Origin of the sequence: Salinicola sp. LHM (genome assembly GCF_034479735.1) — a bacterium.
Classification (GTDB): Bacteria; Pseudomonadota; Gammaproteobacteria; order Pseudomonadales; family Halomonadaceae; genus Salinicola; species Salinicola salarius.
This window is the reverse complement of the sequence record NZ_CP140261.1, coordinates 2,465,668-2,490,359: the sequence shown is the minus strand read 5'-3', so window position 1 is coordinate 2,490,359 and position 24,692 is coordinate 2,465,668. Positions and strand designations below refer to the sequence as shown.

15 protein-coding genes and 1 pseudogene are annotated in these 24,692 nt (G+C 58.4%); 13 read left to right on the top strand and 3 right to left on the bottom strand.

Going from position 1 to position 24,692, the window contains the following annotated elements:
- Positions 1–16: 16 nt before the first annotated feature.
- The 8 genes and pseudogenes from R5R73_RS19290 (at position 17) to galE (ending at position 8,438) form a co-directional block, all read left to right on the top strand.
- On the top strand, positions 17–451 hold the full coding sequence (locus R5R73_RS19290) for a DVU3141 family protein (protein WP_416221189.1): 435 nt from the start codon (positions 17–19) through the stop codon (positions 449–451).
- Between the two features lie 139 nt (positions 452–590).
- Positions 591–2,345, top strand: a complete 1,755-nt coding sequence (locus tag R5R73_RS11455; RefSeq protein ID WP_322527569.1) for a polysaccharide biosynthesis/export family protein — start codon at positions 591–593, stop codon at positions 2,343–2,345.
- 160 nt (positions 2,346–2,505) lie between these two features.
- On the top strand, positions 2,506–3,243 hold the full coding sequence (locus tag R5R73_RS11450) for an ABC transporter permease (RefSeq protein ID WP_322527568.1): 738 nt from the start codon (positions 2,506–2,508) through the stop codon (positions 3,241–3,243).
- A gap of 35 nt (positions 3,244–3,278) precedes the next feature.
- Positions 3,279–3,560: pseudogene (locus tag R5R73_RS11445) on the top strand (ATP-binding cassette domain-containing protein); the annotation flags it as partial.
- Between the two features lie 97 nt (positions 3,561–3,657).
- Positions 3,658–4,647: an IS481 family transposase gene (locus R5R73_RS11440; RefSeq protein WP_322527567.1), complete on the top strand. Its 990-nt coding sequence runs from the start codon at positions 3,658–3,660 to the stop codon at positions 4,645–4,647.
- 95 nt (positions 4,648–4,742) lie between these two features.
- Positions 4,743–6,275: a hypothetical protein gene (locus tag R5R73_RS11435; RefSeq protein ID WP_322527566.1), complete on the top strand. Its 1,533-nt coding sequence runs from the start codon at positions 4,743–4,745 to the stop codon at positions 6,273–6,275.
- 13 nt (positions 6,276–6,288) lie between these two features.
- Positions 6,289–7,569 carry a hypothetical protein gene (locus R5R73_RS11430; RefSeq protein ID WP_322527565.1) on the top strand — a complete coding sequence of 427 codons (1,281 nt, stop codon included), beginning with the start codon at positions 6,289–6,291 and terminating at the stop codon, positions 7,567–7,569.
- Between the two features lie 14 nt (positions 7,570–7,583).
- Positions 7,584–8,438, top strand: a complete 855-nt coding sequence (gene galE / locus R5R73_RS11425) for a UDP-glucose 4-epimerase GalE (protein WP_322527564.1) — start codon at positions 7,584–7,586, stop codon at positions 8,436–8,438.
- Here the strand turns inward: galE and R5R73_RS11420 are convergent.
- Positions 8,383–9,242, bottom strand: a protein-coding gene (locus R5R73_RS11420; RefSeq protein ID WP_322527563.1) for an IS5 family transposase whose coding sequence is annotated in 2 segments (ribosomal slippage) — positions 8,383–8,873 and positions 8,873–9,242 — 861 coding nt in all. Because the reading frame shifts where the segments join, the coding sequence is not laid out codon by codon here. The genes galE and R5R73_RS11420 overlap by 56 nt on opposite strands.
- 363 nt (positions 9,243–9,605) lie before the next feature.
- Between R5R73_RS11420 and R5R73_RS11415 the strand changes: the two genes are divergently transcribed.
- The 5 genes from R5R73_RS11415 to R5R73_RS11395 all read left to right on the top strand — a co-directional run bounded on the left by R5R73_RS11415 (position 9,606) and on the right by R5R73_RS11395 (position 15,497).
- A complete protein-coding gene (locus tag R5R73_RS11415) occupies positions 9,606–10,592 on the top strand; it encodes a KpsF/GutQ family sugar-phosphate isomerase (RefSeq protein WP_322527562.1) in 987 nt (328 codons plus the stop codon).
- Positions 10,593–10,664: 72 nt separating this feature from the next.
- Positions 10,665–11,489: a 3-deoxy-8-phosphooctulonate synthase gene (kdsA, locus tag R5R73_RS11410; protein ID WP_322529590.1), complete on the top strand. Its 825-nt coding sequence runs from the start codon at positions 10,665–10,667 to the stop codon at positions 11,487–11,489.
- A 14-nt stretch (positions 11,490–11,503) separates the two neighbouring features.
- A complete protein-coding gene (gene kdsB, locus R5R73_RS11405) occupies positions 11,504–12,778 on the top strand; it encodes a 3-deoxy-manno-octulosonate cytidylyltransferase (RefSeq protein WP_322527561.1) in 1,275 nt (424 codons plus the stop codon).
- A 52-nt stretch (positions 12,779–12,830) separates the two neighbouring features.
- Positions 12,831–13,847: a phytanoyl-CoA dioxygenase family protein gene (locus R5R73_RS11400; RefSeq protein WP_322527560.1), complete on the top strand. Its 1,017-nt coding sequence runs from the start codon at positions 12,831–12,833 to the stop codon at positions 13,845–13,847.
- 255 nt (positions 13,848–14,102) lie between these two features.
- A complete protein-coding gene (locus R5R73_RS11395; RefSeq protein WP_322527559.1) occupies positions 14,103–15,497 on the top strand; it encodes a glycosyltransferase family 2 protein in 1,395 nt (464 codons plus the stop codon).
- A gap of 129 nt (positions 15,498–15,626) precedes the next feature.
- Here R5R73_RS11395 and R5R73_RS11390 read toward each other — a convergent pair whose 3' ends face one another.
- Both R5R73_RS11390 and R5R73_RS11385 read right to left on the bottom strand, forming a co-directional pair.
- Positions 15,627–16,949, bottom strand: a complete 1,323-nt coding sequence (locus R5R73_RS11390; RefSeq protein WP_322527558.1) for an aminotransferase class I/II-fold pyridoxal phosphate-dependent enzyme — start codon at positions 16,947–16,949, stop codon at positions 15,627–15,629.
- Positions 16,946–24,667, bottom strand: coding sequence for an SDR family NAD(P)-dependent oxidoreductase (locus R5R73_RS11385; protein WP_322527557.1), 7,722 nt, complete (start codon positions 24,665–24,667; stop codon positions 16,946–16,948). Before R5R73_RS11385 ends, R5R73_RS11390 begins: the two co-directional genes overlap by 4 nt.
- Positions 24,668–24,692 lie beyond the last annotated feature (25 nt).

Here is a 24,692-nt window from a genome sequence, read left to right as displayed (position 1 = left end):
AGGTTGAACAGACAATATGCCAAACGCTTTTTTCAACGGGGCTTTCTCTGGCTGTAGCCGAATCGGAAGATGGCTAGCGGCAGGGGCTCTAGTCGTAACCTTTTCGGGTTGCGCTTCGCAGGGTCATTATAATGGTAACAATATTGGCACCATGCAGGGCGCGGCAGTGCTCGGCCCCGAGATATCTCACTTTCTCGACAACGCCACGCCTGGCAGTCTCTCTGCTTTTCCCAGAACCCCGTGGGGTTCGAACGTCTCTGTTATTGTTCAGGAACGTTACTTCGCTGCGAGTGGTCGACTTTGCGTGCATTTAGATATCGCGAGAAACAATGCCGAAGAAGATGTGCTTCAGAATAGCCAGAATCCCCAAGTGGCTTGTCTTATAAAAGATAGTGGCTGGTATACCCAGCGTTTGGTTACTCGAACGTTGACCAATCCAAGCACTCCGTAACAAAAATCCCCTCCTTTTGAGTCAGCTTCCGCGTGTATCGTTTTCCGATCAGCTAAATCATTTTTCTTAAATCGCTAAACCGTCATTCTAACTTTAGAAGACAGACTGCGAGCCTTGTGATTACAACAGGAAGTATTGCATGAAACATGCAGCATCGTTTTTCCGGGCCGGGTGTCTGGTGGCGGTAGCGTGCCTGAACGTCGGGGTGGCCAATGCCCAATCCTTCGGTTCCAGCAGCATTATTCCGCAGGATCAGCAAGCCCAATCGGTGACTTCTCAGGGGCAAGGCGCCGACGGGCAGCAGGCCCAGCAACAGGCTCAGCAAGCTGTCGAAGATCAGCCTCGGGCCAACTGGAACAGTGCCAACTACGGTCCGGTCGATCCTGACCAGCCGCCGGTCGACCCCAATATGTTGCCGCCATTCGGCGCCAACCTGTTTACCGGTGGCTTCCGTGGCGTGATGGCCGATGGCCTTAACCCCGGCTACACCATCAAGCCTGGAGACCAGATCAATCTACGGGTCTGGGGTGGCACCGAGATGCAGAGCGTGCTGACGGTAGATTCTCAGGGCAATATCTTCTTGCCCGGCATCGGGCCGCTCAACGTGCAGGGCACGTCCAATAGTGAACTCAATTCCCGCGTGACCAGCGCGATCAAGTCGGTCTACCCGGAAAACGTCCAGGTCTACACCAATCTGCAGGGCGTGCAGCCGGTCGGCGTGTTCGTGACCGGCTATGTCAAGAATCCTGGCCGCTACTCCGGTACGCCGAGCGATTCGATGCTCTACTTCCTCGATCAGGCCGGTGGTATCGACCAGACCTTGGGCAGCTATCGCCAGATCGCGATCAAGCGCGGCGGCCGCATCGTCGACACGATCGATCTCTATGACTTCCTGATCGACGGCAACATGCCGCATCCGCAGTTCCGCGATGGCGATACCATCGTTGTCGAAGAGCGTGGCCCGGCGGTCGCCGTGGTGGGGGACGTTCAGCGCCCGTTCCGCTACGAGCTGGCAGGGGAAAGCCTGACCGGTGGCGATGTGACCAACCTGGCACGTCTGCGCTCCGGCGTGTCTCATGTGCTGTTGCGCGGAGATCGTCCGGAAGGGCCGATCGCGCGCTACCTGACGCTGGATGAGTTCCGCACGGCGGAGATCGAGCGTGGTGACGAGGTTATGTTCAGTGCCGATCAGCGTGCCGAAAGCATCGTCGTGCAGGTCGAAGGCAGCTACTACGGGCCTTCTCGTTACGTGCTGCCGCGGGATGCGCATCTGGGCGAGTTCCTGAACGCGATCAGCGTGCCCAAGAGCATGACCAGCTATCAGGACGTTTCGATTCGCCGCGAAAGCGTCGCGGAGCAGCAGGAAGAGTCGCTCAACGAGAGCCTGGACCGGCTCGAGCAGACCTACCTCGGCTACCCGGCGCGGACGACCGGAGAAGGCGAGATTCAGGTTCGCCAGGCCGAGCTGATCGAACGCTTCGTGCAGAAGGCACGCCAGACCGAACCCACCGGCCGGCTGGTCGTCGCTCGCAATGGCGATATCGCCGATATCCGCCTGCAGGATGGCGATGTGGTCACCATTCCGGAAAGCTCGGATTCCGTGCTGCTGAGCGGCGAAGTGACGATTCCCCAGGCCATGGTCTACACCCCGGGCATGAGCGCCGAGGATTATATTCGTCAAGCCGGCGGCTTCACGCCACGCGCGGATGATGATCAGGTACTCGTCGTGCATCGCAACGGCGCCGTGATCCGTGTCGGCGATACCGACGTTCGCGCCGGAGACGAGATCCTGGTGCTGCCGGCCGCGCCGACCAGCAATATCGAGCTGGCGACCAGCATCACGCAGATTCTTTATCAGGTAGCCGTGGCGACCAAGGTCGCGTTGGACCTCTAATCACTCTCATTAAGCCGCATGAGTCGAAGGCGACTCATGCGGTTTTGTCGATTCTCCCGAGCGCACTGCGCTATCAGCGGTAACGCTTATGTCTCAATCAAAGTCTCTATTGGTTGATCTCCGTGAATCCTGGGGTGTCACATGGAACGTGTGGCATGCCATGTTCATGCGAGAAATGACCGCCAGGACCATGGCAGATCGTATGTCTTGGTTCTGGATGATATTCGAGCCGATGGCTGTTGTTGGAGTCATGATAGCTATAAGAGGCGTGATCTCCGGCGGTCGTCATGTTGCGGGCGCTGACTTCATCCCTTGGGTGCTTGTAGGGATGATGGGTTTCACCTTGTTTCGGGAAAACATGATGCGTCTGCTCGGTGCCGTAGATGCGAACTCTGGGCTATTCACTTATCGCCAAGTCAAGCCGGTAGATACTGTGTTGGTTCGGGGGTTTCTCGAATTCATGCTTAAGTCTTTTATTTTTCTACTGTTTATCGCTCTAGGTAGCTTGATGAAGTTTGATCTCCTACCTCACCGGCCACTGGAAGCACTGTTAGATTGGCTTTCGCTCTGGGCCTTGGGGTTAGGAGCCGGCTTATTGGTATCTGCCGCCGCATCTTTGGTGTCTGAAATTGGCACTATTGTCAAACTGCTAAACTTGCCTCTCTTGATATTATCCGGTGTGATTTTTCCGTTGAATTATATCCCTCACGAATATCAAAAATACGTGCTTTTGAATCCCATTGTTCATGGGCTAGAGAGCTTGCGACTAAATTTCTTCCCAGGCTATTACAGTCTTGATGGTATAGACCTAACCTATTTATGGTTTTGGGCGCTGACCATGATGACATTGGGTTTGATGCTTCACCTTCGCTTCCAAGATCGACTCAAAGCACGATAAACCGGACGAGCATTTATGGCTCGCTAGTGTTGTCCATGATTGAAATTAGTAATCTATATAAGCGATATCATAACCACCACGGTAGTGACTGGGTGCTGAAAGATATCAATTTATCAATACCTAAAAATGTAAGCGTTGGCCTTGTTGGCCGTAATGGAGCGGGTAAGTCAACTTTGCTTCGGTTAATTGGAGGAATGGATTCACCTGATAAGGGAAGTATTCGTCGTCTCTGCAAGGTTTCTTGGCCCATAGGCATTGGTGGAGGATTCCAAGGTTCAATGACTGGGCGCCAGAATGTTAAGTTTGTAGCCCGGATACATAATTGTAGGGTCCCGGATGATCGGATCGCCTATAGAAGTTATCCTCTGCTAGCAGCGAGAGAGCTTCTTCAGCAATTCATCCGGGAGCAAGTTCATGGACATCAAGCTGCATAAACAAGCGACCACGACACCGAAGATCCGGGCCGAGATCCAGGCAGCGCCCTCCAGCATCACGGATAGCGAGCTGGCTCGCCAGTATGGCGTCGCCACCGCGACCATACGGCGCTGGCGCTACCGTGACGATGTCCATGATCGATCGCACACGCGTCACAACCTGCTGGCCACGCTCACGCCCGAGCAGGAGGAGGTGCTGATCGCAGCACGCGAATTCCTTCGCCTCGGCCTGGATGATCTCCTCGTCGTGGCGCGTGAGTTCCTAAACTCCCGGTTGTCTCGCTCCGGCCTGCATCGCATGCTCCAGCGGCGCGGCGTGCCGACACTGGCGGAACTGGCTCGGCAGGACATCGGAGATGACGAGAAGCCGAGGCACAAGCCCTTCAAGGACTACGAACCGGGGTATGTGCACATCGACATCAAGCACCTGCCTCGGATGCCCGACGAGCAGCAGAAACGCTACCTGTACGTCGCCATCGATCGCGCCACGCGTTGGGTGTATCTGGAGATCCGAAGCAGTCAGTCCGCGAAGGATGCTCGCGCGTTCATGAAGCAGGTGGAAGAGAAGGCGCCCTTCAAGATCCAGACGGTGCTGACTGACAACGGCAAATCCTTTACCGATCGCTTCACACGTGCAGGTGAGCGCAAGCCCAGCGGCCGGCATCCGTTTGACCAGGAGTGCCAGGCACATGACATCGAACACCGCCTGATCAAGCCGGGAAAGCCGCAAACGAACGGCATGGTGGAGCGCTTCAACGGCCGCATCAGCGACGTGCTGGCGACTCGGAGCTATGCCTCAGGCGAGGACCTGGAACAGACGCTGAAACGCTATACCTGGCTGTACAATCACCACATCCCGCAGAAGGCACTGCACCATCAATCACCTATTGCGATGATGAAAGAATGGCAGACTAAACGGCCTGACTTATTTACCAGGCGGGTGGTTAATCACACGGGACCCGACACCTAGATAGTGACCTTGAAAGAATAGCAGCTATCCTTGAGTCTACAAATTTAAAACCATTTGATTTGATTGCCGAGCCGCTCCAAGTATCTCAGGCGCATGTGGCTAATAATGCTTACCAATTAATCTTTGCTTCTCTTTTGAGTAGGCGATTCGAGTATATAATTTCCGCAGTTTATTTGAAGCCGATACAGCAAGAGGAATGGTTTTTTGAGCTGCTGAAAAAACCAACCAATACCAATGAGCAGCTGATACAGGATGCGTTAAATTCTTATGCTAGAAATAGCCTGATTGAAACATCTGGTAAAACAGTATACAACGGCATAAAGCCTAGTGTGGTAATACATTTTGGTAGCACCAAGACCGGAAGCACTTATATTCAACACTACCTTGAGAAAAATAGAGCCGAGCTTCTCAGGAATGGAATATGGTACCCTGAGGTTGGTTTGTTTTGGCAGTTAGAAAGACCTCATAAACAAGCTGGGCATGTTAGATTTACATCTGAGGCAAATTCTAAGAACAAAGAAAAGAAGTTGAGGCGGCATATTAATGCTGGGCTAACCTTGGCTGGTGGAAAGATTCATACTATCATCTTGTCAAGTGAGGCTTACTTTCTTAATCGAAAATCTGTGAACATTCCTGATTTGTTTCCGGGATCTGATATCAAGCTGATAGGTTATTTGAGACGCCAAGACGATTGGGCCAATTCACAGTACGCTGAGTTCGTAGCTGGAGGGGCTGTCGGTAAAGTCGATGTTGATATTGATTCATGGCTTGAATTACGCACTACACAAGAGAGGCTGAATTATTTCTCTTATTTGGAGCTATGGGCGAGCAAAATCGGGAGGGAGAATATAATTGCTAAAATTTATGACAGAGGTCGGTTTCTCAAAGGGGATATCGTTTACGACTTTTGTAATGCTATAGGTATCGGAGAATATGCCAATTTGCCAAGGCCAGTGAGCAAGCAATACAACGATTTTCCTTTTAATGCCGCCCATGTAAAGGGGGTCAGATATTTTAACTCTTTGCCATGGTCAACCAGTTCCAATTATTTAAGTTTCATTGAGAGAGTTTCCCAGGCTATTGATGCGCATAACAATAAAAATGGCTACAAACCCCAGAAAGTCGATCTTCTATCTAAAGAGAAGAAAAGTGAAATATTGTCTACCTGTCGAGACGATAATTTAAAGCTTGATCAGATTTATTTTGAGTGTGAGTCAGGTTTTACTGGGTTGACTGTGCCTAAGGGGCAAGTGAAGCCCGATAGACAGTTGGATGTGGCAGAGTGGGAAATTCTTTTTGAAAACTATTTCGAATTTAATCCTGGTGTAGGTGGTAAATACAAGGAAGCTCCTGCAAAGTCTAGTAATAAAAGTCGCGCGAAGAATAAAGCTTCTGAAATCAGTGTGCGTTTTAATGATCATATTGGCCTTTGCAATCAGATGAATCTCTCCGATGGTCAAATAATTTCTACTAAGACTTACCGAATCTATTGCTACTGTTCTTCTTTCTTTCTTTCTGATAGAAAGAAAAGAAAGCTTTCTAACAGACCAGTGGATTACTTTAGTGACATAAAAGGGGTGGAAGGCAAAGTCATTCGTAAGTGTATTGCATGGGAGTTGTGTTTGTAAGAGGGGATGAGACATGGTTAATGAAGGAGCTGTTTTCTATGTAAATAACGTTGAAGAAGATGAAGAGTATTTTATTAACCCTGATTATTGGAGGTCTAGACCTGAAGGGCTTTCTGCGGTTTTACGCGTAAAAGATGAAGATGAATGGTTAGAGCTTTCAGTGTTAAGCATTATAAAGTGGTGCGACGAAGTTCTAATCTGCATACAAGGCAGGCAAGCTGATAATACTGAAGAGGTTTCCCGAAGCCTAGCGAATCAATTTCCGGAAAAGATCAGGATGTTATATTTTCCTTACGACAGTCTGCCTAACGGGCCCGGGCATAACCTCCAGCTTAAAGGGTCTATTTATGAAAGGGCTTATTTTTATAATTGGTGCTTCTCGAAGAGCCGGTATTCGCATGCCATGAAGTGGGATGGGGATATGGTCGCCATGGATTGGCTGGGAGAAACACTGAGAGAGCACATTTTATCTAATAGTGATACTGATAATATAGTTGCTTTTCATGGCGTTGATATTGTTGGTCGTGAGCTAAGTAAAGTCACCGAAAAATTGAGGACAGCTTCTGAGCCTCGTTTTTTCAAGGTTACAGAAGAGACGTTCTACTATTCTGGAGAAACATGTGAACGTTTTTCAATGCACGGCCAAACATATCCTCGTATCGAGAAGGCCTCATTCATGCACCTTAAGTGGACGAAGGATATAACTTCTATATCTACGGCATGGAAGAAAGGTTGGGAAAATGAAGACCAAAGTTTCTTTAAGGGGTTTATACCTTCTCGATTTAAGTCGTATGTCGGGGAATACCCTGATAGTCTTAAGCAGTTAAAAGAAGACCGTCAAAAAAATAATGAGCTTAAAATTGAACATGATTTTTTCTCGGATGTTTGTAGCGTCCTTAGCTGCCTTAAGACTGGTCGGTGCTATATTTTAGGTTTGCCCTTTTTAGATTTTCCTTATGACAAGGCCAAAAAATGGGGGGTATGGCTAGATATCCGTACTGACAACGCAGATCGGATTTCGATGAAATTAAAAGAGGATGTTATACCTGTGTCATCTGTTAAGATATCCAGGGAAAAGGCGATTGATTCCTATGAGAACTCACTCCTTCTTCATCAAGCGAACTCTGAATACGGGGTGTTAATATTTAACGGGTTTGGTGAGGTTTCAAAGGTTTTTATGGATAATGCTAAAGTTGTCTTTGAATATGATACAACAGCTTCTATTGGTTTTGGCGATGATAGAAAGAGCGACGTGCGCCTTACGAATGTGATTGTTAGACTACTTGGCAGGTAGGTACGGATATCGGTATGGATATTTTAATAGTTGGCGGTTGTGGTTATGTCGGCTCCCACATGACTAAACAACTCTCTCAGGCTGGTCATGATGTCGTCATTCTGGATAACTTGAGCACTGGCTTTCGAGAGCCCGCCTGCTATGGTGAATTAGTGGTGGGTGATCTAGCCGATTCGATTTTTTTGGAACGACTGTTCCAAGAGAATTCGTTTGATGCTGTTATGCATTTTGCCGCAAATAGTTTGGTGGGGGAGTCGATAATTGACCCAGCTAAATATTATAAAAATAATGTTTCGAATACCTTGAGTTTGCTGAATGTTATACTGAAATTTAATGTAAAACATTTTGTTTTCTCATCCACGGCAGCGACATTTGGTGAGCCGGAATACACACCAATAGACGAGTGTCATCCACAAAAACCAATAAATCCTTACGGCGCTACCAAGCTAATGGTGGAAAGAGCATTGCAGGATTACGCCTCGGCCTATGGGGTTAACTCTGTTTCCTTGCGCTATTTCAATGCCTGTGGTGCGGACCCGGACGGAGAATTGGGAGAATACCACGATCCGGAAACTCACTTGATTCCGCTGATCCTTCAAGCTGCTTCAGGTCGGAGGGAGAATGTCACTGTTTTTGGGCGGGAATACCCAACAACAGATGGCACTTGTATTCGCGATTACATTCATGTCGAGGACTTATGTGCGGCTCATGCGCTGGCGCTGGAGAGTCTCGTGATTGGTAAGATTACTGGTGCCAACTTCTATAACTTGGGTAACGGTAATGGTTTTTCCGTGCAGGAGGTTATTGCTGCAGCTACGCTCTGTCTGAAAAATAGACCCGTAAACAGCGCTCGATGCAGGCCAGCGTGACCATGGCACGGTAACTTTTTGCCAGCTTGTCGTAGCGAGTACAAAGTCGCCGCTTTTCCTTCATCCAGCCAAATAGACGCTCTATCACATTGCGACGCCGATAACGCGGGCGCTCGAACAGGCGGGGTAGTCCTGGCTTGGGGCGACGGTGCATCTGTCGGTGCCGGATCGTCGGTCGTATTCCGTACCGGTCGCAGTAGCGACGCAATCGATCACTATCGTAACCTCGGTCGGCCAGCAGATGGCGGCAGCGCTTGCGGGGACGTCCCGTATGACCTGGCAAGCGGATCTGCTCCATGACAGGAACGAGATAGCGTGAATCGGCATGCTGACCAGGCGATAGCAGGAAGCTCAGGGGAACGCCATTGGCATCGCAAACCAGGTGAATCTTGGTGGTCAGGCCGCCTCGGCTTCGTCCAAGCGCATGGCCTACCCGTTCTCCAGAGCCCCTTTTTTACCGCCACCAGCGGCAGAGCGAGTCGCTCGAATCGAGGTGGAGTCCACCATCCAGGTATCGAGATCCATGTAACCATCTTCCCGAAGCTTCAGGTGAAGGCGTGACAGGCTGCGTTCGAGTGTGCCGTCATCTCGCCACTGACGAAAGCGCTGGTAGACCGTTTTCCATGGGCCGAAGCGTTCGGGCAGATCCCGCCATTTGGCGCCGGAACAGAGGATCCAGAAGATGCCGTTGAGCATCTGCCGGTCATCGCGCCGTGGGCGTCCACGCCCAGCGGGGGTGCCAGGCGAAACGATATCTTCAATCAATGCCCAACCCTGATCGGAAATCTCGTAACGTCCTGCCATGACAACACCTCCAAGCCTGATGGAGGAAGGCTAGCAAGACATTATTTTTCAGACAAAGCCTAAGGACCTGCTCGCTGGGGAAGGACGGACCATCCTTGTCAAAGAGGGAGAGCGTCGGGCTGGCGATCCGGCTGTGTTGGTTGCTGATGCCACTAAAGCCAAGGATGACTTAGGGTGGTTTCCAAAATATATTGATCTCCATGCGATTCTTAAGCACGCTTGGGAATGGGAGAAGCGGTTAGCTAAAATATCGTGAGCGCCCATAGCTCTTCACATATGTCTAATAAAGGGGGGAGGTCCGATGGGTTTTTCAATTTAATTCAGAAGTTTCTCTGTTATGGAGATCTTCGATTAAGGTGGGTTATGGATTCTTTTGTTGATTCAAATAATCAGGAGTTGTCTTTTGCGTCGATAACTTCGCAGTCCCTTGAGCGGGCACGGGATGTATTCGAAAATCAATCCCGTGCACTGAGCGATATCGGTCGCTCCCTCAATGGCGAATTTCTGGAGGCCGTTGAGCTGATCTACGCTTGCACGGGTAAGGTGATCGTCTCGGGTATGGGAAAATCTGGCATCATCGGCCGTAAAATTGCCGCGACGCTGGCTTCGACCGGTACGCCAAGTTTCTTCGTTCATCCTGGAGAGGCCTATCACGGTGACCTGGGGATGATTGGCAGCGACGATCTTGTGATCTTGATTTCCTACAGCGGTGAGACCGATGAGGTGATCAAGCTACTACTTTATCTTCGTCATATAGAGGCTCGTAGCGTCGCTATCACGGGAAATGAGAGTTCGACTTTGGGCACCAGTGCCGATGTCCATCTCAACGTTTCTGTCGAGCGGGAATCCTGCCCCAACAATCTGGCCCCCACGACGTCGACTACTGCGACCCTGGTAATGGGGGATGCATTGGCAGTGGCGTTGATGAATAGACGCGCCTTCATGCCACTCGACTTCGCCCGTTTTCATCCAGGCGGTTCTTTGGGGCGAAAACTTCTTACGTTGGCAAAAGACGTCATGCATCGGGTTCCTTCGCTGTCGCGGGAAGCTTCATTCGCACAGGTCGTGCATGAAATCAGCGAGGGCCATAGAGGGATCGTCTGTGTGGTCGATGACGCTGGACAGATGGTCGGTGTTGTCACCGATGGCGATCTGCGTCGTGCGATAGAGAAGCAAGGCCAAACCGAGCATCTGACCGCCAATGACATCATGGGGAGAATGCCGGTCACGATCTCTCCCGATGCCAATCTGTACGACTGCGAACAGTTGATGCGGGAACGAAAGCTGACATCGCTGATTGTCGCCGAAGGGCAAGAGCCGCTGGGCGTGGTGAAAAGCTTCGACGCATAGATCGATCGTGGTTCGAGCCGGCGATGGCGTAATTCTTCATTTTAGAAATCTCCAGTGAGTAATATTTTCGACATGAAAGGGTTGAACAACCATTCCCCCTTCACCCTGTTCGGCGGCATCAACGTTCTCGAATCCCGCGATATGGCGCTGAAGGCCTGTGAGCATTACGTCGAGGTCACCAACAAGCTCTCCATCCCCTATGTGTTCAAGGCGAGCTTCGACAAGGCCAATCGCTCTTCCATTCATTCCTATCGTGGTCCGGGGATGGAAGAGGGGCTGAAGATATTCGAAGCCATCAAGTCCGAATTCGGCGTTCCCGTCATTACAGATGTCCATGAAACCTGGCAGGCGGCGCCAGTGGCCGAAGTGGCGGATATCATCCAGTTGCCCGCCTTCCTGGCGCGACAGACGGATCTGGTCGTCGCCATGGCCAAGACCGGCAAGCCGGTCAATATCAAGAAGCCGCAGTTCCTGAGCCCGGCACAGATGCTGAACATCGTCGAGAAGTTCAACGAGGCGGGCAACTCGCAGCTGATGCTGTGCGACCGGGGGACATGCTTCGGTTACGACAACCTCGTGGTCGATATGCTGGGCTTCGGTGTCATGAAGAAGGTTTCCGGCGATCTGCCGATCATCTTCGACGTGACCCACGCGCTGCAACAGCGCGATCCGGGCGGCGCCGCATCCGGCGGTCGTCGGCAGCAGGTCGTCGAGTTGGCCAGCGCTGGCATGGCAACAGGGTTGGCCGGCCTGTTCCTGGAAGCGCACCCCGATCCCGATAACGCCAAGTGTGATGGGCCGAGCGCGCTGCCGCTGCATCTGCTCGAGCCGTTCCTCACCCATATCAAGACGATAGACGATGCGGTGAAGTCACTGCCCAAACTCCAGATCGACTGAACCGGTTGTCCTTCATGAAAACAGTCATTGTGATTCCCGCTCATTACGGTTCCAGCCGTCTGCCGGGCAAGCCTCTCGCCGATATCGTCGGCAAGCCGATGATCCAACATGTCTACGAGCGCGCCAGCGCCGTGGGCAATGTGGACGCGGTATGGGTGGCTACCGACGATCAGCGGGTGATGGACTGCGTTGCCGGCTTCGGCGGGAATGCGGTCATGACCTCTCCCGACCATGTTTCCGGCACCGACCGCCTGGTCGAGGTGATGCAGCAGGTCGAGGCCGATCTCTACATCAACGTGCAGGGCGACGAGCCCCTGATTCGCTCCGGCGATCTCGAGCGGTTGGCTGCGACCATGCAGGACGTCGGGCCGGACGTTCATGTCGGCACGCTCTGCCATCCGATCTCCCATGAAGAGGCGCAGAGTCCCAACAGTGTCAAGGTGATGCTCAAGGAGAACGGCGATGCGCTCTATTTCAGCCGCTCGCCGATTCCGTTTCCGCGAGAGCCGGCCGAGGCGAGTTTCCTGAAGCACGTCGGCGTCTACGCCTATCGTCGCGATGTCCTGGAGCGCTACGGTCGTCTGGCCTCACCGATGCTGGAGCGATCCGAAGTGCTGGAACAGTTGCGGCTGTTGTACGCGGGCATGACGATCCGTGCCGTCGAGGTCGAGCCGACGGGGCCCGGCGTCGATACGCCTGAGTGTCTCGAACGGGTCCGTGCGCGTTTCCTTGGGCAGGAATACGCCCCCGCTGATCCGCTAGCCAACGTCAAGCTGGTCATTGCTGACGTGGATGGCATTTTGACTGATGGTCGCTTGCACTACACCGAAGCGGGGGAAACGACGAAGACGTTCCATGTTCGCGATGGTCTGGGTATCAAGATGCTGATGGCGTGTGGTGTGCAGGTGGCCCTGCTGTCGGGACGTGATTCGCCGTCCTTGAGAAAGCGGGCTGCGGACCTGGGTATTCGACACGTTCTCTATGGCGTGAAAGACAAGGCGGAAGCTTGCCGTCTCCTTCAGGAACAGGCGGCGGTTACCAAGGAACAGACTGTGTGCCTGGGGGACGACTCGATAGATCTTCCCGCTTTTGGCGCTTGCGGGCTGAGCTTTACGGTGAATGATGCACCCGAGTATATCGCCAGTGCGGCTACCGGCGTGCTGCCTGTATCGGGTGGGGCGGGCGCGCTGCGCTATCTCAGCGACAAGATCCTCGAAGCTCAGGGGAAGGCTGATGTGTTCCAGTCGGTGGAAGGCTATAGTCGTGTCATGCATTCGATGGCGCAATGAAGGCCTGAGCGATGGCGGGCGGGGATAGTGAGATGAACCGGAGGGAACCGTTATGAAACGGGTTTTTCAATATCCGATCTGGCTGGGTGAGCTATTCACCGGCGCCAAATCTTTCAAGGCCAACCCTCTCATAGGGAACGATCATCTCAATCGCTACGGTCTTCACGTGGGGCGTGTCTGGTTGGCGTACTGGATGTCTCGTCTGCGCATGGCGATGCTGGCGCCGGGCGTGCCCAGGGCGGATCGCGAGCAGTTCCAGCAGTACGGTTACGTGCTCAAGGAAAGCTACCTGCCCGAGTCGCAGTTCCTGGCATTGGTGAAGGCGGTGCAGGAATACGAGGGTGAAATCCGCGAGTGTTGCCAGGGCGATACCAATACCCACCGGATTTTGCTGGCGCCGGAAGTGCTGGAGCAGCTGCCTCAGGTCAAGGCGGTCCTGGGAGACTCCGCGCTGAAGCGGCTGTTTCGCTATTGTGCCGGGCATGCCCGTTTGCCGATCTGCCATACCGAGAACGTGCATAACGGCAGCCAGAAAAATGGCACCGTGCGGGACCCGCAGAAGAATCTGCATGTCGATACCTTCCAGCCGACCATGAAGTTCTGGCTCTATCTGGAAGACGTGACGGACGAGAACGGCCCGTTCGTGTTCGTGCCTGGCTCCAATCGTCCGCATCGAGAGCGGCTCAAATGGGAATACCAGATGAGCCTGCGAGCCAGGGAGCACGCGGATCGATACACGGCCCGCGGCTCGTTCCGGGTGAGCCAGGAGGAGGCTGAGAGGTTGGGTGAGGGCGGCCCGCGGCCGTTCCGAGTCAAGGCCAATACGCTGCTGATCGCCAATACCTTCGGCGTCCATGCTCGCGGCAGCGCGGTACCGGGCAGTTCCCGTCTGGCGCTATGGGGGATGAGTCGGACCAACCCCTTCCTGCCATTGCCGGGGCTGGGATTCGAATACTTCAACCGCTTGCAGTATCGTGTGCTCCAGCGCATGCGTCGGCAGGAGGACGCCAGATCCGCTGCCAAGGGTAAGCAATCATCCTGGCATGTGATCGAGCAAAAACGCCTCTAGGCTTCTCACCGCATCACTCTTCGTTTCAGTGAAAAGCAACCTTCGGGTTGCTTTTTTCGTTTTGGGCTCCTCAGACGTTGCGAATATCCTGACTCCGCCTCACCAATTGCGCCTATGCCAACTGCCGCTTGACGAACGGTATTTAACTGTAAGGCACGCCGACTGAAGTCATGAGTGTGAGATAAACCATCTTGTCCATTATCTGGTGTTGCCCGATGCTGCACGGGCTGTGTCGACAGCGCCAGACCGCAGGGTTTGCATGGCTATTCACTGTTCCCAATAACAACCATGCCCCATGGCGTTCCAAGGAGTCCAGGTATGAAGCCGTTATTCAAAGTCTGTGCCGTGGCCAAGGACGAAGGGCCGTATCTGGCCGAGTGGGTCTTTCACCATCTGCACTTTGGGTTCGATCTCATTCACGTCTATATCAACCGCACTTCGGACGCCTCGGCCGCCGTGCTGGAACGAATAGGCCAATCTTACCCTCAGGTCACCTTCGAGTTTATCGACTGGATCGACCTTTGCGATCCGGGCGTCAGCGCCAAGCTGCAGACGGTCGCCTATGCCAAGGAGCTCGAGCAGTCTCGCCAGCAGGGCGTGAATTGGCTCTTGTTTCTGGATATCGATGAATTCTGGACGCCCAATGACTTTGCCACCTCCGTTGACCGCTTCGTGGCCCGAACCTGCGTTGACGGCCGGCCTCAGCCTATCTGTCATTTATGGCATTGCGAGCTGGGCCAGCATGCCCCGTTCACGCCATTGCAGCGTGGCGCCGGTTATGAACTCTCTTCCCATTTGAAGACCCTGTTTCCGCTCGATGGTATCGATATCAGACACGTGCGAGTCCATCACCCCATCTTCGGGGCGGAGGTGACGCCGCTGGATGCCGATGGCGCGCCGATGACGTTCGATGAGCAGCAGTCGGAGTTGGCATCTCGCAGCGCCATGAAGCCGAAAAGCGCTTACATCATTCATCGGATGTACCGCTCGGAACAGGAGTACATGGCGTTGTCACTTCGCGGTCGGCCTTCCCAGCGCCGCCGGTTGAAGATGAATCGCCCTGGCTACCGGTCCCACCGGAATGTATCGATACGCTATCGCTTCTTCTGGCCGGAAGAGGAGTATCGCGATTACGCGCTTCAGCGAGAGCGCTTCTTGGCAGCGCTCGATATCGAAAGCCTCATCACCCAGGATAAGGCCGATATTCTCGCAAGAGCTCGCCGCGCAGTGCGAATGGTAAAAGAGAGGCTCGAGACACCGGAGCGCACCCAGGCGATAGCGTTCTTGAGAGGAACGCGCCATGCCGTTGTCGAAGCCGAGACGGCGTCGGCCCCCTCGGTCAAGTCGCCAGTCGAGCCAATGCTCGATACGCCGGTTCCTGCCCAGGCAACGGCACCCTCGAGCGGAACGAATCATGACGTAGGGGGAGCCGAGAAGCCGCCGGTTCCTTCGGTCGAGTCGCCAGTTGCCGCCGAGCCAATCCAGACCCCGGTCGACCCACGTGTCGGGGAGCCGGAAACGAATCTTCCGTCGACTCAGCCGGCAAGGCCCCATTCGTGGTTCATGGTGATGCTCGGTTGGCTCGGGTTTTCCCCCGGGGATGCCTCTCAAAGGGCCACCGGTTCGGCTAGTGAGTACGATCGCCGCTGAAAGTACGCGGTCTCGAATCCTGTCGATTATCGTTCGTACGAAAGTATCTCGAAGGCCTGCCAGCACGGCAGGCCTTCGTCGTTTCATCGTCGCTTAGAGATGGCGATCGGTACGCAGTTCGTTGCGGTCCTAGGCGGTACGCGCTTTCCACTCTATCTTGAGCATGTCGAGAGTCCGATCGATCTGTTCGCGAGTGTGGTCGCAGTTGAGGAAGAAGCGCAGGCGCGCACTTTTCTCGGGCACGGCCGGGTGCAGGATCGGCTGCACGTTGATATCGTCCTTGAGCAGGGCGTCCGATAGCCCGGCGGCCAGCACGGAGCTGCCGACGATCACCGGCACGACGGCGACCCCGATGCTTTCGCCGATATCGAATCCCTTGAGCCGTGCCTGCTGCAGGAAGTAGCGCGAGATATCGTGCAGGCGCTTCAGGCGCTCGGGCTCTTCCTTCATCACCTGCAAGGCAGCCAGCGACGGCCCGGCCACCTGGGCGGGCATGCCCACGCTGTAGAGGAACCCCGGTGCGAAGTAGCGCAGCATTTCCACCAGTTCACGACAGCCGGCGATATAGCCGCCGCAGCCGGAGAGCGTCTTGGAGAGCGTGCCCATCCAGATATCGACATCGCCGGCCGGCACGCCGCAGTATTCCCGCAGCCCCAGCCCCCGGTCGCCCATCACGGCGAAGGAGTGGGCCTCGTCCACCATCAGCCACGCCTGGTGGCGCTGCTTGATCTCGACGAAGCGCTTCAGGTCCGGAGCGTCTCCATCCATGCTGTAGAGCCCTTCGATCACGACCACCACGCGCTCGAACTGGCGGCGATGGCGCGTCAGCAGCGTCTCGAGCGCAGCCGGATCGTTGTGCGCGAAGCTCATGCGGCGCGCGCCGGAGAGCTGCGCGCCGACCACGGTGCTGTTGTGGATGTACTCGTCGTGAAGGATCAGGTCCTTGGGGCCGAGCAGGTAGCCCAGCGTCGAAACGTTGGTGGCGTGGCCGCTGACGAACGCCACGGCGTCTTCGACTTCATACGTCTCGGCGATCGCCCGTTCCAGTTCGTGGTGGATCGGCCGTTCGCCGGAGACCGGGCGGCTGGCCGAGACCGAGCTGCCGTAGCGATTCAGCGCATCGATACCGGCCTGGATCACCTTGGGGTGATGCGCCAGGCCCAGATAGTTGTAGCTGGCGAAGTTGATGCACTCGCGCCCGCCGATCACGGTGGTCGCTCCGGCAGTGCTCTCGTGGACCTTGAAGAACGGGTCGGGAATACCCAGGCGCTTGCCGCCTTCGCGCATCATCTTGAGCTGTTGATAGCCCGGATGACGATCGAAGCGGGTGAAGCGCTCGTCGACGCTGGTCGCGGCCGGCCTGGGGGCGGTATCGCCTTCCGGCCGTTGCTGGCGGCGCTGGCGGGCTTCCTGCAGCAGGCGCTGCTTCAGCACGTCGCGGGACTGGCTCATGATTTGGCCTCCCCGGCGTCGCCCTGTGATCCACCGCCATTCTGCAGCACCTCGACGCCGTGCTGGGCGGCCAGACCGCTGAGGGCGTCTTCATCGCTGTCTGACGGGGCTTCGTCGCCACGCAGCTTGAGCATCAGGTAGTCGCACAGCTTGGCCAGCGTGCCGGCTTCGCTGAGCACCATGACCGGGACCTGGACGCCCAGGCGGGCTTCCAGCGCGGTCACCAGCTCGACACCCATCAGCGAGTCGAAGCCCATGTCGTAGACGGATTTGTGAATATCGATCTTCTCCTCGTCGATCAGTAGGATCTTGGCGAGTTCCTTGCTGAGGACGTCGATCAGAGTGGTGTAGAGCGCTTCCGGCGCTAAGCTGGCCAGCAGCTTCTGCAGGTCATCGTCGCCTTCCTGGCTGCCGTCGTCCTCGGCGGTGCGAGCGATTTCCCGGTAGCGCGGCGCTTCCGCCGTGGGCAGGAAGCGCGCCAGGGCACGCCAGTCGAGTTCGAGCACGCCGAGCGAGGCGACATCGGCCACCAGCATGCGCTCGAGCACCGCCAGGGCATCGGCGGAGGTCAGCGCTTGGCCGCCGAGACGTTCCTGCAGGCTGTCGCGGGTCTGGGTGTTGCGGGCCAGGAAGCCCACGTCCTCGATCGCGCCCCAGCGCACCACCGTGGCCGGGCGCCCGTTGGCGCGCCGGTGGGCGGTGAAGGCTTCCAGCCAGTGGTTGGCGGCCACATAGCTCGCCTGGCCGGGGTTGCCGAACAGGGTGGTCGCCGAGGAGTAGACCACGAAGAATTCGAGCGCGTCGTCGGCCGTTAGCGAATCCAGATGGCGCGCGCCTTCGAGCTTCGGCGCCATGGCGTGGCGGATGCGCGATTCGTCGAGATTGCGGATCAGGCCGTCGTCGATGACGGTCGCTGCGTGGACGATGCCGCGAATCGGCCCCAGCGATTGACGCGCTTCGTCCAGCACGCGTTCGAGCGCCTCGGCATCGGTCACGTCACAGGCACGGGCCGCCACAGTGACGCCGAGCGCTTCCAGCCGTGCGATGCCGGCTTCGGCTTCCTCGGTGGTGGGGCCGCGACGGCTCAGCAGCAACAGCTGGCGCGCGCCCTTGGCGGCCAGCCATTCGGCGGTGGCCAGGCCGAAGCCGCCGAGGCCGCCGGTCACGACGTAGGTGCCGGCAGCGTCCAGCGTCAACGGAATGTCCTTCGCGGGGACTGGTGCCATCTGGGGCGGACGTTCGTAGGTAACGACGACCTTGCCGATCTGGCGGGCCTGCTGCATGTAGCGGAACGCCTCGACCACGCGGTCGCTGCCGAAGGCGATGTACGGCAGCGGTGACAGCGTGCCGTCGGCGAACAGCGCCATCATCTCCGTGAACAGCTCGCCGGTGAGTTCCGGCAGCTCGCTCATCAGCTGGTCGGAGTCGACGCCGAAGTAACTCAGGTTGTTGCGGAACGGGCGCAGGCCGACCTTGGTGTTCTCGTAGAAGTCGCGCTTGCCGAGTTCGATGAAGCGGCCGAATGGCTTGAGTACGCGAAGGTTCTGGTTGATCGCTTCACCGGCCAGGGAGTTCAGCACCACGTCGACGCCATCGGCGCCGACACGCTGGCCGTTGCCGTCGCCTTCCCGGGTCTGACGCTCCAGGAAGTTGTCGTGAAGAATCTCTTCGGCAAAGGTCAGGCTGCGCGAATCGTAGATACGATCGACCCCCATCAGCCGCAGGAAGTCCTGCTTCTCCGGCGAGCCGACGGTGGCATAGATCTCGGCACCCAGCCAGCGGCCGACCTGGATCGCGGCGAGGCCGACGCCGCCGGCCGCGCCGTGGATCAGCAGCCGTTCGCCGGGCTGCACGCGAGCCAGATGCTTGAGCGAGTAGTAGACGGTGAAGAAGGTCGTCGGGATCGTCGCCGCGGCGGCGTAGCCGATCTCGGCAGGAATCCTGGCCACTGCGTTGACGTCGGCGATCAGCCGGTCGCTGAAGCTGGCGGGGCCGAAGCCGACCACCGCGTCACCCGGGCGCAGCGAGCCGTTGGGATCGCCGACGCTGATCACTTCACCGGCGAACTCCAGGCCCAGCGTGGGGCCGGCGAAGCCGTTCTCGATCGCTTCGTCGGAGAGCAGGCCGAGCGCGTACATCACGTCGCGGAAGTTGAGTCCGGTGGCCTTGACCGCGATCTCGACCTGGCCGGCTTGCGGTGCGGGCAGATCATGCGGCTGCCAGCGCAGATGGCGCAGCTGACCCGGCAGCTCGAAGCCCAGGCTGACGGCGCGATCGCTGGCGGAGGCTTCCTCGCCGTCGACTTGCGTGCCGGGCGCCGGTGCCAGACCCAGCCTCGGCACCCAGCGCTGGCCGTCGGCGTCCAGCACGATTTCGGTTTCCGCATCCGGCACGCTGAGTTCGAACAGCAGCGCATCCAGCAGCTCGTTGGACAGCGTGTCCCGGCTCGACAGCGGCAGATCCAGCAGCCGCACCGGGCGGCTCCCGGCCTCGTTCTGCAGCGAGCGGCCGAAGCCCCAAAGCGCTGCGTCTTCGGGCAGCGTGGACCGCGTAGAAAGTTCGGATAGTTGACTTACAGCATCATCGGACCGCATCGAGCCGAACGGCGCTTTTGCTGCGTCTTCGGGCAGCTTGGAATAGTGCGCACCCACGCCCAGCGTCAGCCACCAGAGCGCGGCAGGGTTCTCGTGAGCCTCCAGTGTCTGCAACCACTGGGCGGCCAGCACGCAGCGGTCTTCGGCGGCGCTTGCCATGCCGCGCAGGTCGACGATCTGGCTCGGATTGAAGGACTCGAGCGCCAGCGGGAGCAGGTCCTGGGGCGCCAGCTCGCTGCCGACCAGATGATGCGCGGTCTGGCCCAGCGTCTCGAAGCGCGTGACGAGTTTCGCGGCCAGCCATTGAGAGTGGTCGTCGCTGATGATAAGCCACTGCTCGGCGGGATGGGCCGCATCGCCTCGAAGGCGCTCGGATTCGGTTTCCGTCGAGCGCGCCGTCATCGGCGCCTGGGCGGTCAACAGCTGCAGGCCGCCTTGCTCGCTTTCCAGCGCGTGGCGTTCGATCTGACGATATCCCAGCGCTTCCAGTTGCTGCAGCGTGGTCTGGAGGTCGGCAGGGCGGGTGTCCGGGTCCATCGCCATCGACAGGAACGACTGCCAGTCGGTGTCGCCCAGTACCAAAAACGCGATCTGGGCGTCGTCCGCCAACTGCGCCGGCAGCCAGCGCAGCAGCTTGTCGATTTCGTTCTGAGTGCCATCCAGCGTCACCAGCGCGACATTGGCGCCGATCGCGGGGGCGGCGGCATCGAGCGTCAGCAGATCCACCCTGGCGTCGTGTTCCGCCAGGGATTGTGCTTCGCTAGACGCGCTGTCTCTCAGGGCGGCGAAGCGATACTGGGCGCGATCGCCGGTCAGGCCGCTCATCAGCCGTTCGCCGAGCTGCGGACGCAGCGCCGAGGCTTCGAGCATCACCAGCCGCTGGTGGGGCGGCAGCAGCTCCAGCGACATGGCGTATTGCGAAAGCCAGGTATCTGCCAGCGCGTACCAGCCGCGTTCGCTGACGGCAGCCTGTACCAGCCGCGTCAGGCGCGGAGCATCCAGGCCCAGCGTGGCCCGGCTATCAAGATGATCGTCGAGACGCCCTTCGAGCCAGTCCGTCAGGTGCAGGCCGAAACGGCCGATACTGTGGGTCAGTGCGGCGTAGTCCGGATAGTCCCGAATCAGCAGGTTCCATATCGTTGCCGCGTCGATCTCCGGCGCTTCCTGCAACTGCCAGCCAGTCGGCGTTTCCGCCGCGATGCCGATGGCAAGAGCGAGTTCGATCACCGCCTGGCGACGCTGGCGGGCCTCGGTCGTGCCGGCGTCGAAATGCCCGGCGAGCAGTGGGTCGGCGAACAGTTGGTCGGTGAAGAGCTGGCCGTCGCTGTCGGCATAGCTGCGCAGCGCCTCGTCGAGAAACGCGGAGACCAGTGTCTCGAGCAGCGGTTCGACTTCGTCGCCGTAGCGGCCATCGGTCACGCTACGATAGTTCTCGATCAGCTGACCCAGCGCCAGCTCGGCGGTGGTGTCATCCAGCGGCAGGGCGGCGGCTTCACGCGGCGCCGGCACCAGGCGATGGTCGAGATAGCTGAGCCGGTGCTGTACGGCGTGGCGCAGGCGGGCGGCCTTGAAACGCGCGCCTTCGACCACCGCCACGGCGTTGCCGGCGGCATCGAACAGCGCGACGTCGGCGCACAGCGAGTGCGGTGCGCGACTGGTCAGGCGCACTTCCATCGACGCCGGCGGGGCGGCATCGACCTGGAGCTGGAGTCGCTCCAGGCGCACCGGGACGAAGGCCAGGCCACCGGCCTTGGCGAGTTCGTCTGCCAGCAGCGGGATGAACAGCTGGAAGGCGCTGTCGAGAATCCCCGGTGCCAGCAGGCAGTCGCGCTGATCCTCGGCGATCGCGGCGGGCAATTCGACGCGACCCACGGCACGGTCGCCCTCGATCCAGATTTCGCTGATCGCCTGGAAGCCGGGGCCATACTCCAGCCCCACGTGCTCGGCCATCGCCAGATGCTGCTCGCGGGTGACATCCGCCGGCCGGTCCGGCAGCGGCGTGCCACGACGCGTCAGCAGCAGGCCACGCGTCTGCGCCGCGATGCGGGCGCGGGCATTGAGCGTCCAGGCATCCTCGCTGGCCGGCTCGCGGGTCTTCATGGTCAGGGTGCCGTCGGCATCCTGGATCTCCAGTTGCAACTTCTTGCCGTGGGCGGCGTCGAGCAGCAGCGGGCTGAGAATTTCCAGCGCTTCGATATCCAGCACCGGCGATGCCTTGGCAGCCGCGGCGGCGGCGAGCGCCAGTTCCGCGAAACCGGCGCCGGGGAATACCGTGGCATCACCGACGCGGTGGTCGGCCAGCCAGGGGAGGCGGCGGGTATCGAGCTGGCTTTCCCACGCCATGCCCTGGCGCGCCAGGCGGTAGCCCAGCAGCGGGTGTTCGTAGTGGCGTCCCATCAGGCCCTGGGAGTCACCGGTCGTCTTGATCCAGTAGCGCTCGCGCTGCCAGGGGTAGTGCGGCAGGTCGACGAAACGCCCGGCAACCGGGAACCACGCCTCGGGGGAAACGGCACCACTGACCAGCAGCGCGGCGAGGCTGGCTTCCATGGCGCTGGCGCCGTCATGATCGCGGCTCAGCGTGCCGATGGCGCTGCCGGTGACCGACCGGGCGGTGAAGGCATCGGTCAGGTAGCGACGCAGGATCGGCTGGGCGCCGATCTCGATGAACGCGCGGGCACCGGATTCGATCAGCGAATCGACCGCCGGCCCGAACTGCACCGGCTCGCGGATGTTGAGCCACCAGTATTCGGCGCCCAGTTCGCTGCCTTCCAGCACCTTGCCGGCAACGGTGGAGATGAACGGCACGCGACCGGCGCGAGGCGTGATGTGTCTCAGGGCGTCGATCACGTCCTGGCGGATCGGGTCCATGGCCGGGCTATGGAAGGCGTAATCCAGCGCCAGGCGTTTGGCGAAGACCCGCTCGGCGGAGAGCGCCGCTTCCAGGCGCTCGAGCGCTTGCGCGGGGCCGGCCAGCGTCACGCCTTTGGGGCTGTTGTCCCCGGCGATCACGATGTCCGCATAGCCCTTGGAACCGTCCTTGGAATCGGCGGGATCATCCAGCCAGCGCTGCATGGCATCTGCACCGAGGCCGACGGCGGTCATTTCGCCGCTGCCCCGCGTGCGACCCTGGCCGGCGCTGCGGTGGTAGATGACGCTGACCGCATCGGCCAGGCTCAGCGCGCCGCAGGCCCAGGCCGCAGCGACTTCACCCACGCTGTGGCCGGTGACGGCTGCAGGGCGCACGCCTTCGGATTCGAGCAGTCGGGTCACGCCGACCTGGAGCGCGAACAGCGCCGGCTGCGCGATTTCGGTCCGCGCCAGGCGATCTTCGCCCACGGCGGCGTTCTGTTGATTGCCCGTCTGTTGATTATCCGCCTGTTGATTGGTGCCATCGAGTTCGGCACGCAGCGAGAAGCCGGCGTGGCTGGCGAACAGCGCGTCGACCTCGTCGACGGCCGCAGCGAAGACCGGGGATTCGTTCAGCAGCGTACGGCCCATCGCCGTCCACTGGCAGCCGTTGCCGTCGTAGACGAATACCGGGCCGAAACCGTTGTCGACCCGTTCGCCAACGGCGACGCCGGGAACACTCTCGGCGGCGGCCAGGGCATCCAGCCGGGTGATTGCATCGGCGGCGTTGTCGCTGAGCAGTACCGCCGCGTGCGGATGGCGTTCGCGGCGGAAGGCCAGGCTGTAGGCGGTGTCGTAGAACGATATGTTGCCCGCGGTCAGGTTGTCGCTCAGGCGGGCGGCGAACTCGCGCAGCGCTTCCGGGCTGCGGGCGCTCAGGCACAGCGGCAGTTTGCGGACGGGTGCCTTGGGTTGGCCGGCTGCCTCGGGCTGCAGCGTCTCGCTCGGCGACTGCAGAATGACGTGGGCATTGGCGCCGCCGAAACCGAACGAGTTGATGCCGATGGTCAACTGGCCTTCGGCTTTCAGCTTGCGCGGCTTGTCTACGATGTCGAGATTCCAGCCTGCCAGGTCGATCCGCGGGTTGACCTTGCGGATACCGATGGTGGCGGGTACTTCACGTTCACGCAGGGCATAAAGCGCCTTGGCCAGCCCCGCGACGCCGGAGGCGGTCTCCAGATGGCCGAGGTTGCTCTTGACCGAGCCGATCGGCAGCGGCGTCTTGCGCTTCTGGCCGATCGCCGCTCCAATGGCGCGGGTTTCCAGCGGGTCGCCGACGGCAGTGCCGGTGCCGTGGGCTTCCAGGTAGTCGATATCGTCCGGCGTCAGCCCGGCACGCGCCAGGGTCCGGCTCATCAGCGCGACCTGGGCGTCGATGTTGGGGACGGTCAGGCCTTTCTTGAACCCGTCGGTATTGACGCCGCTGCCGGCGACGACGGCCAGGATCCGGTCGCCGTCGGCGACAGCCTTGTCGTAGTCCTTGAGCAGGAAGATGCCGCCGCCCTCGGAGCGCACGTAGCCATCCCCGGATTCGTCGAAGACCTGACAGCGTCCGGTGGGCGAGAGCATGCTCGCTTTGGAGAAGATGATGAAGCCGAACGGGTGCAGATGCAGGCTGATGCCGCCGGTCAGCGCCATTTCCGTTTCGCCGCTGCGGATCGACTGGCACGCCTGGTGAAAGGCGACCAGCGACGAGGAGCAGGCGGTATCCATCGACATGCTCGGGCCGTGCAGGTCGAACACGTAGGAGATGCGGTTCGAGGCGATGCTCGATGTGTTGCCGGTCGCGGTCGAGGTGTCGATCACCGACATGTCGTCGGCCATGCGGTACGAATAGTCGAGACTGGCGATACCCAGGAACACGCCACATTGACTGCCGCGCAGCGTCTGCGGCGGGATGCCGGCGTCTTCCATCGCTTCCCAGGCCATTTCCAGCAGGATGCGCTGCTGCGGGTCCATCTGGGCGGCTTCACGCGGCGAGATGCCGAAGAAGCTGGCGTCGAAGCCGGCAATGTCGCCGAGACTGCCGGCGGCAAAAGTGTAGCTGGTGCCAGGGTGCTGCTTGTCGGGATGGCGATAGGCCTCCATACCCCAGCGGTCGTCGGCGACTGTGGTGACGAGGTCTTCACCCGCCTTGAGCGCTTGCCAGAAACGTTGTGATGTCGGGGCACTCGGGAACCGGTGAGCTGCGCCGATGATGGCAACGCGTTTGGTCATTGGGACTCCTTGCTTCGTAGCATTG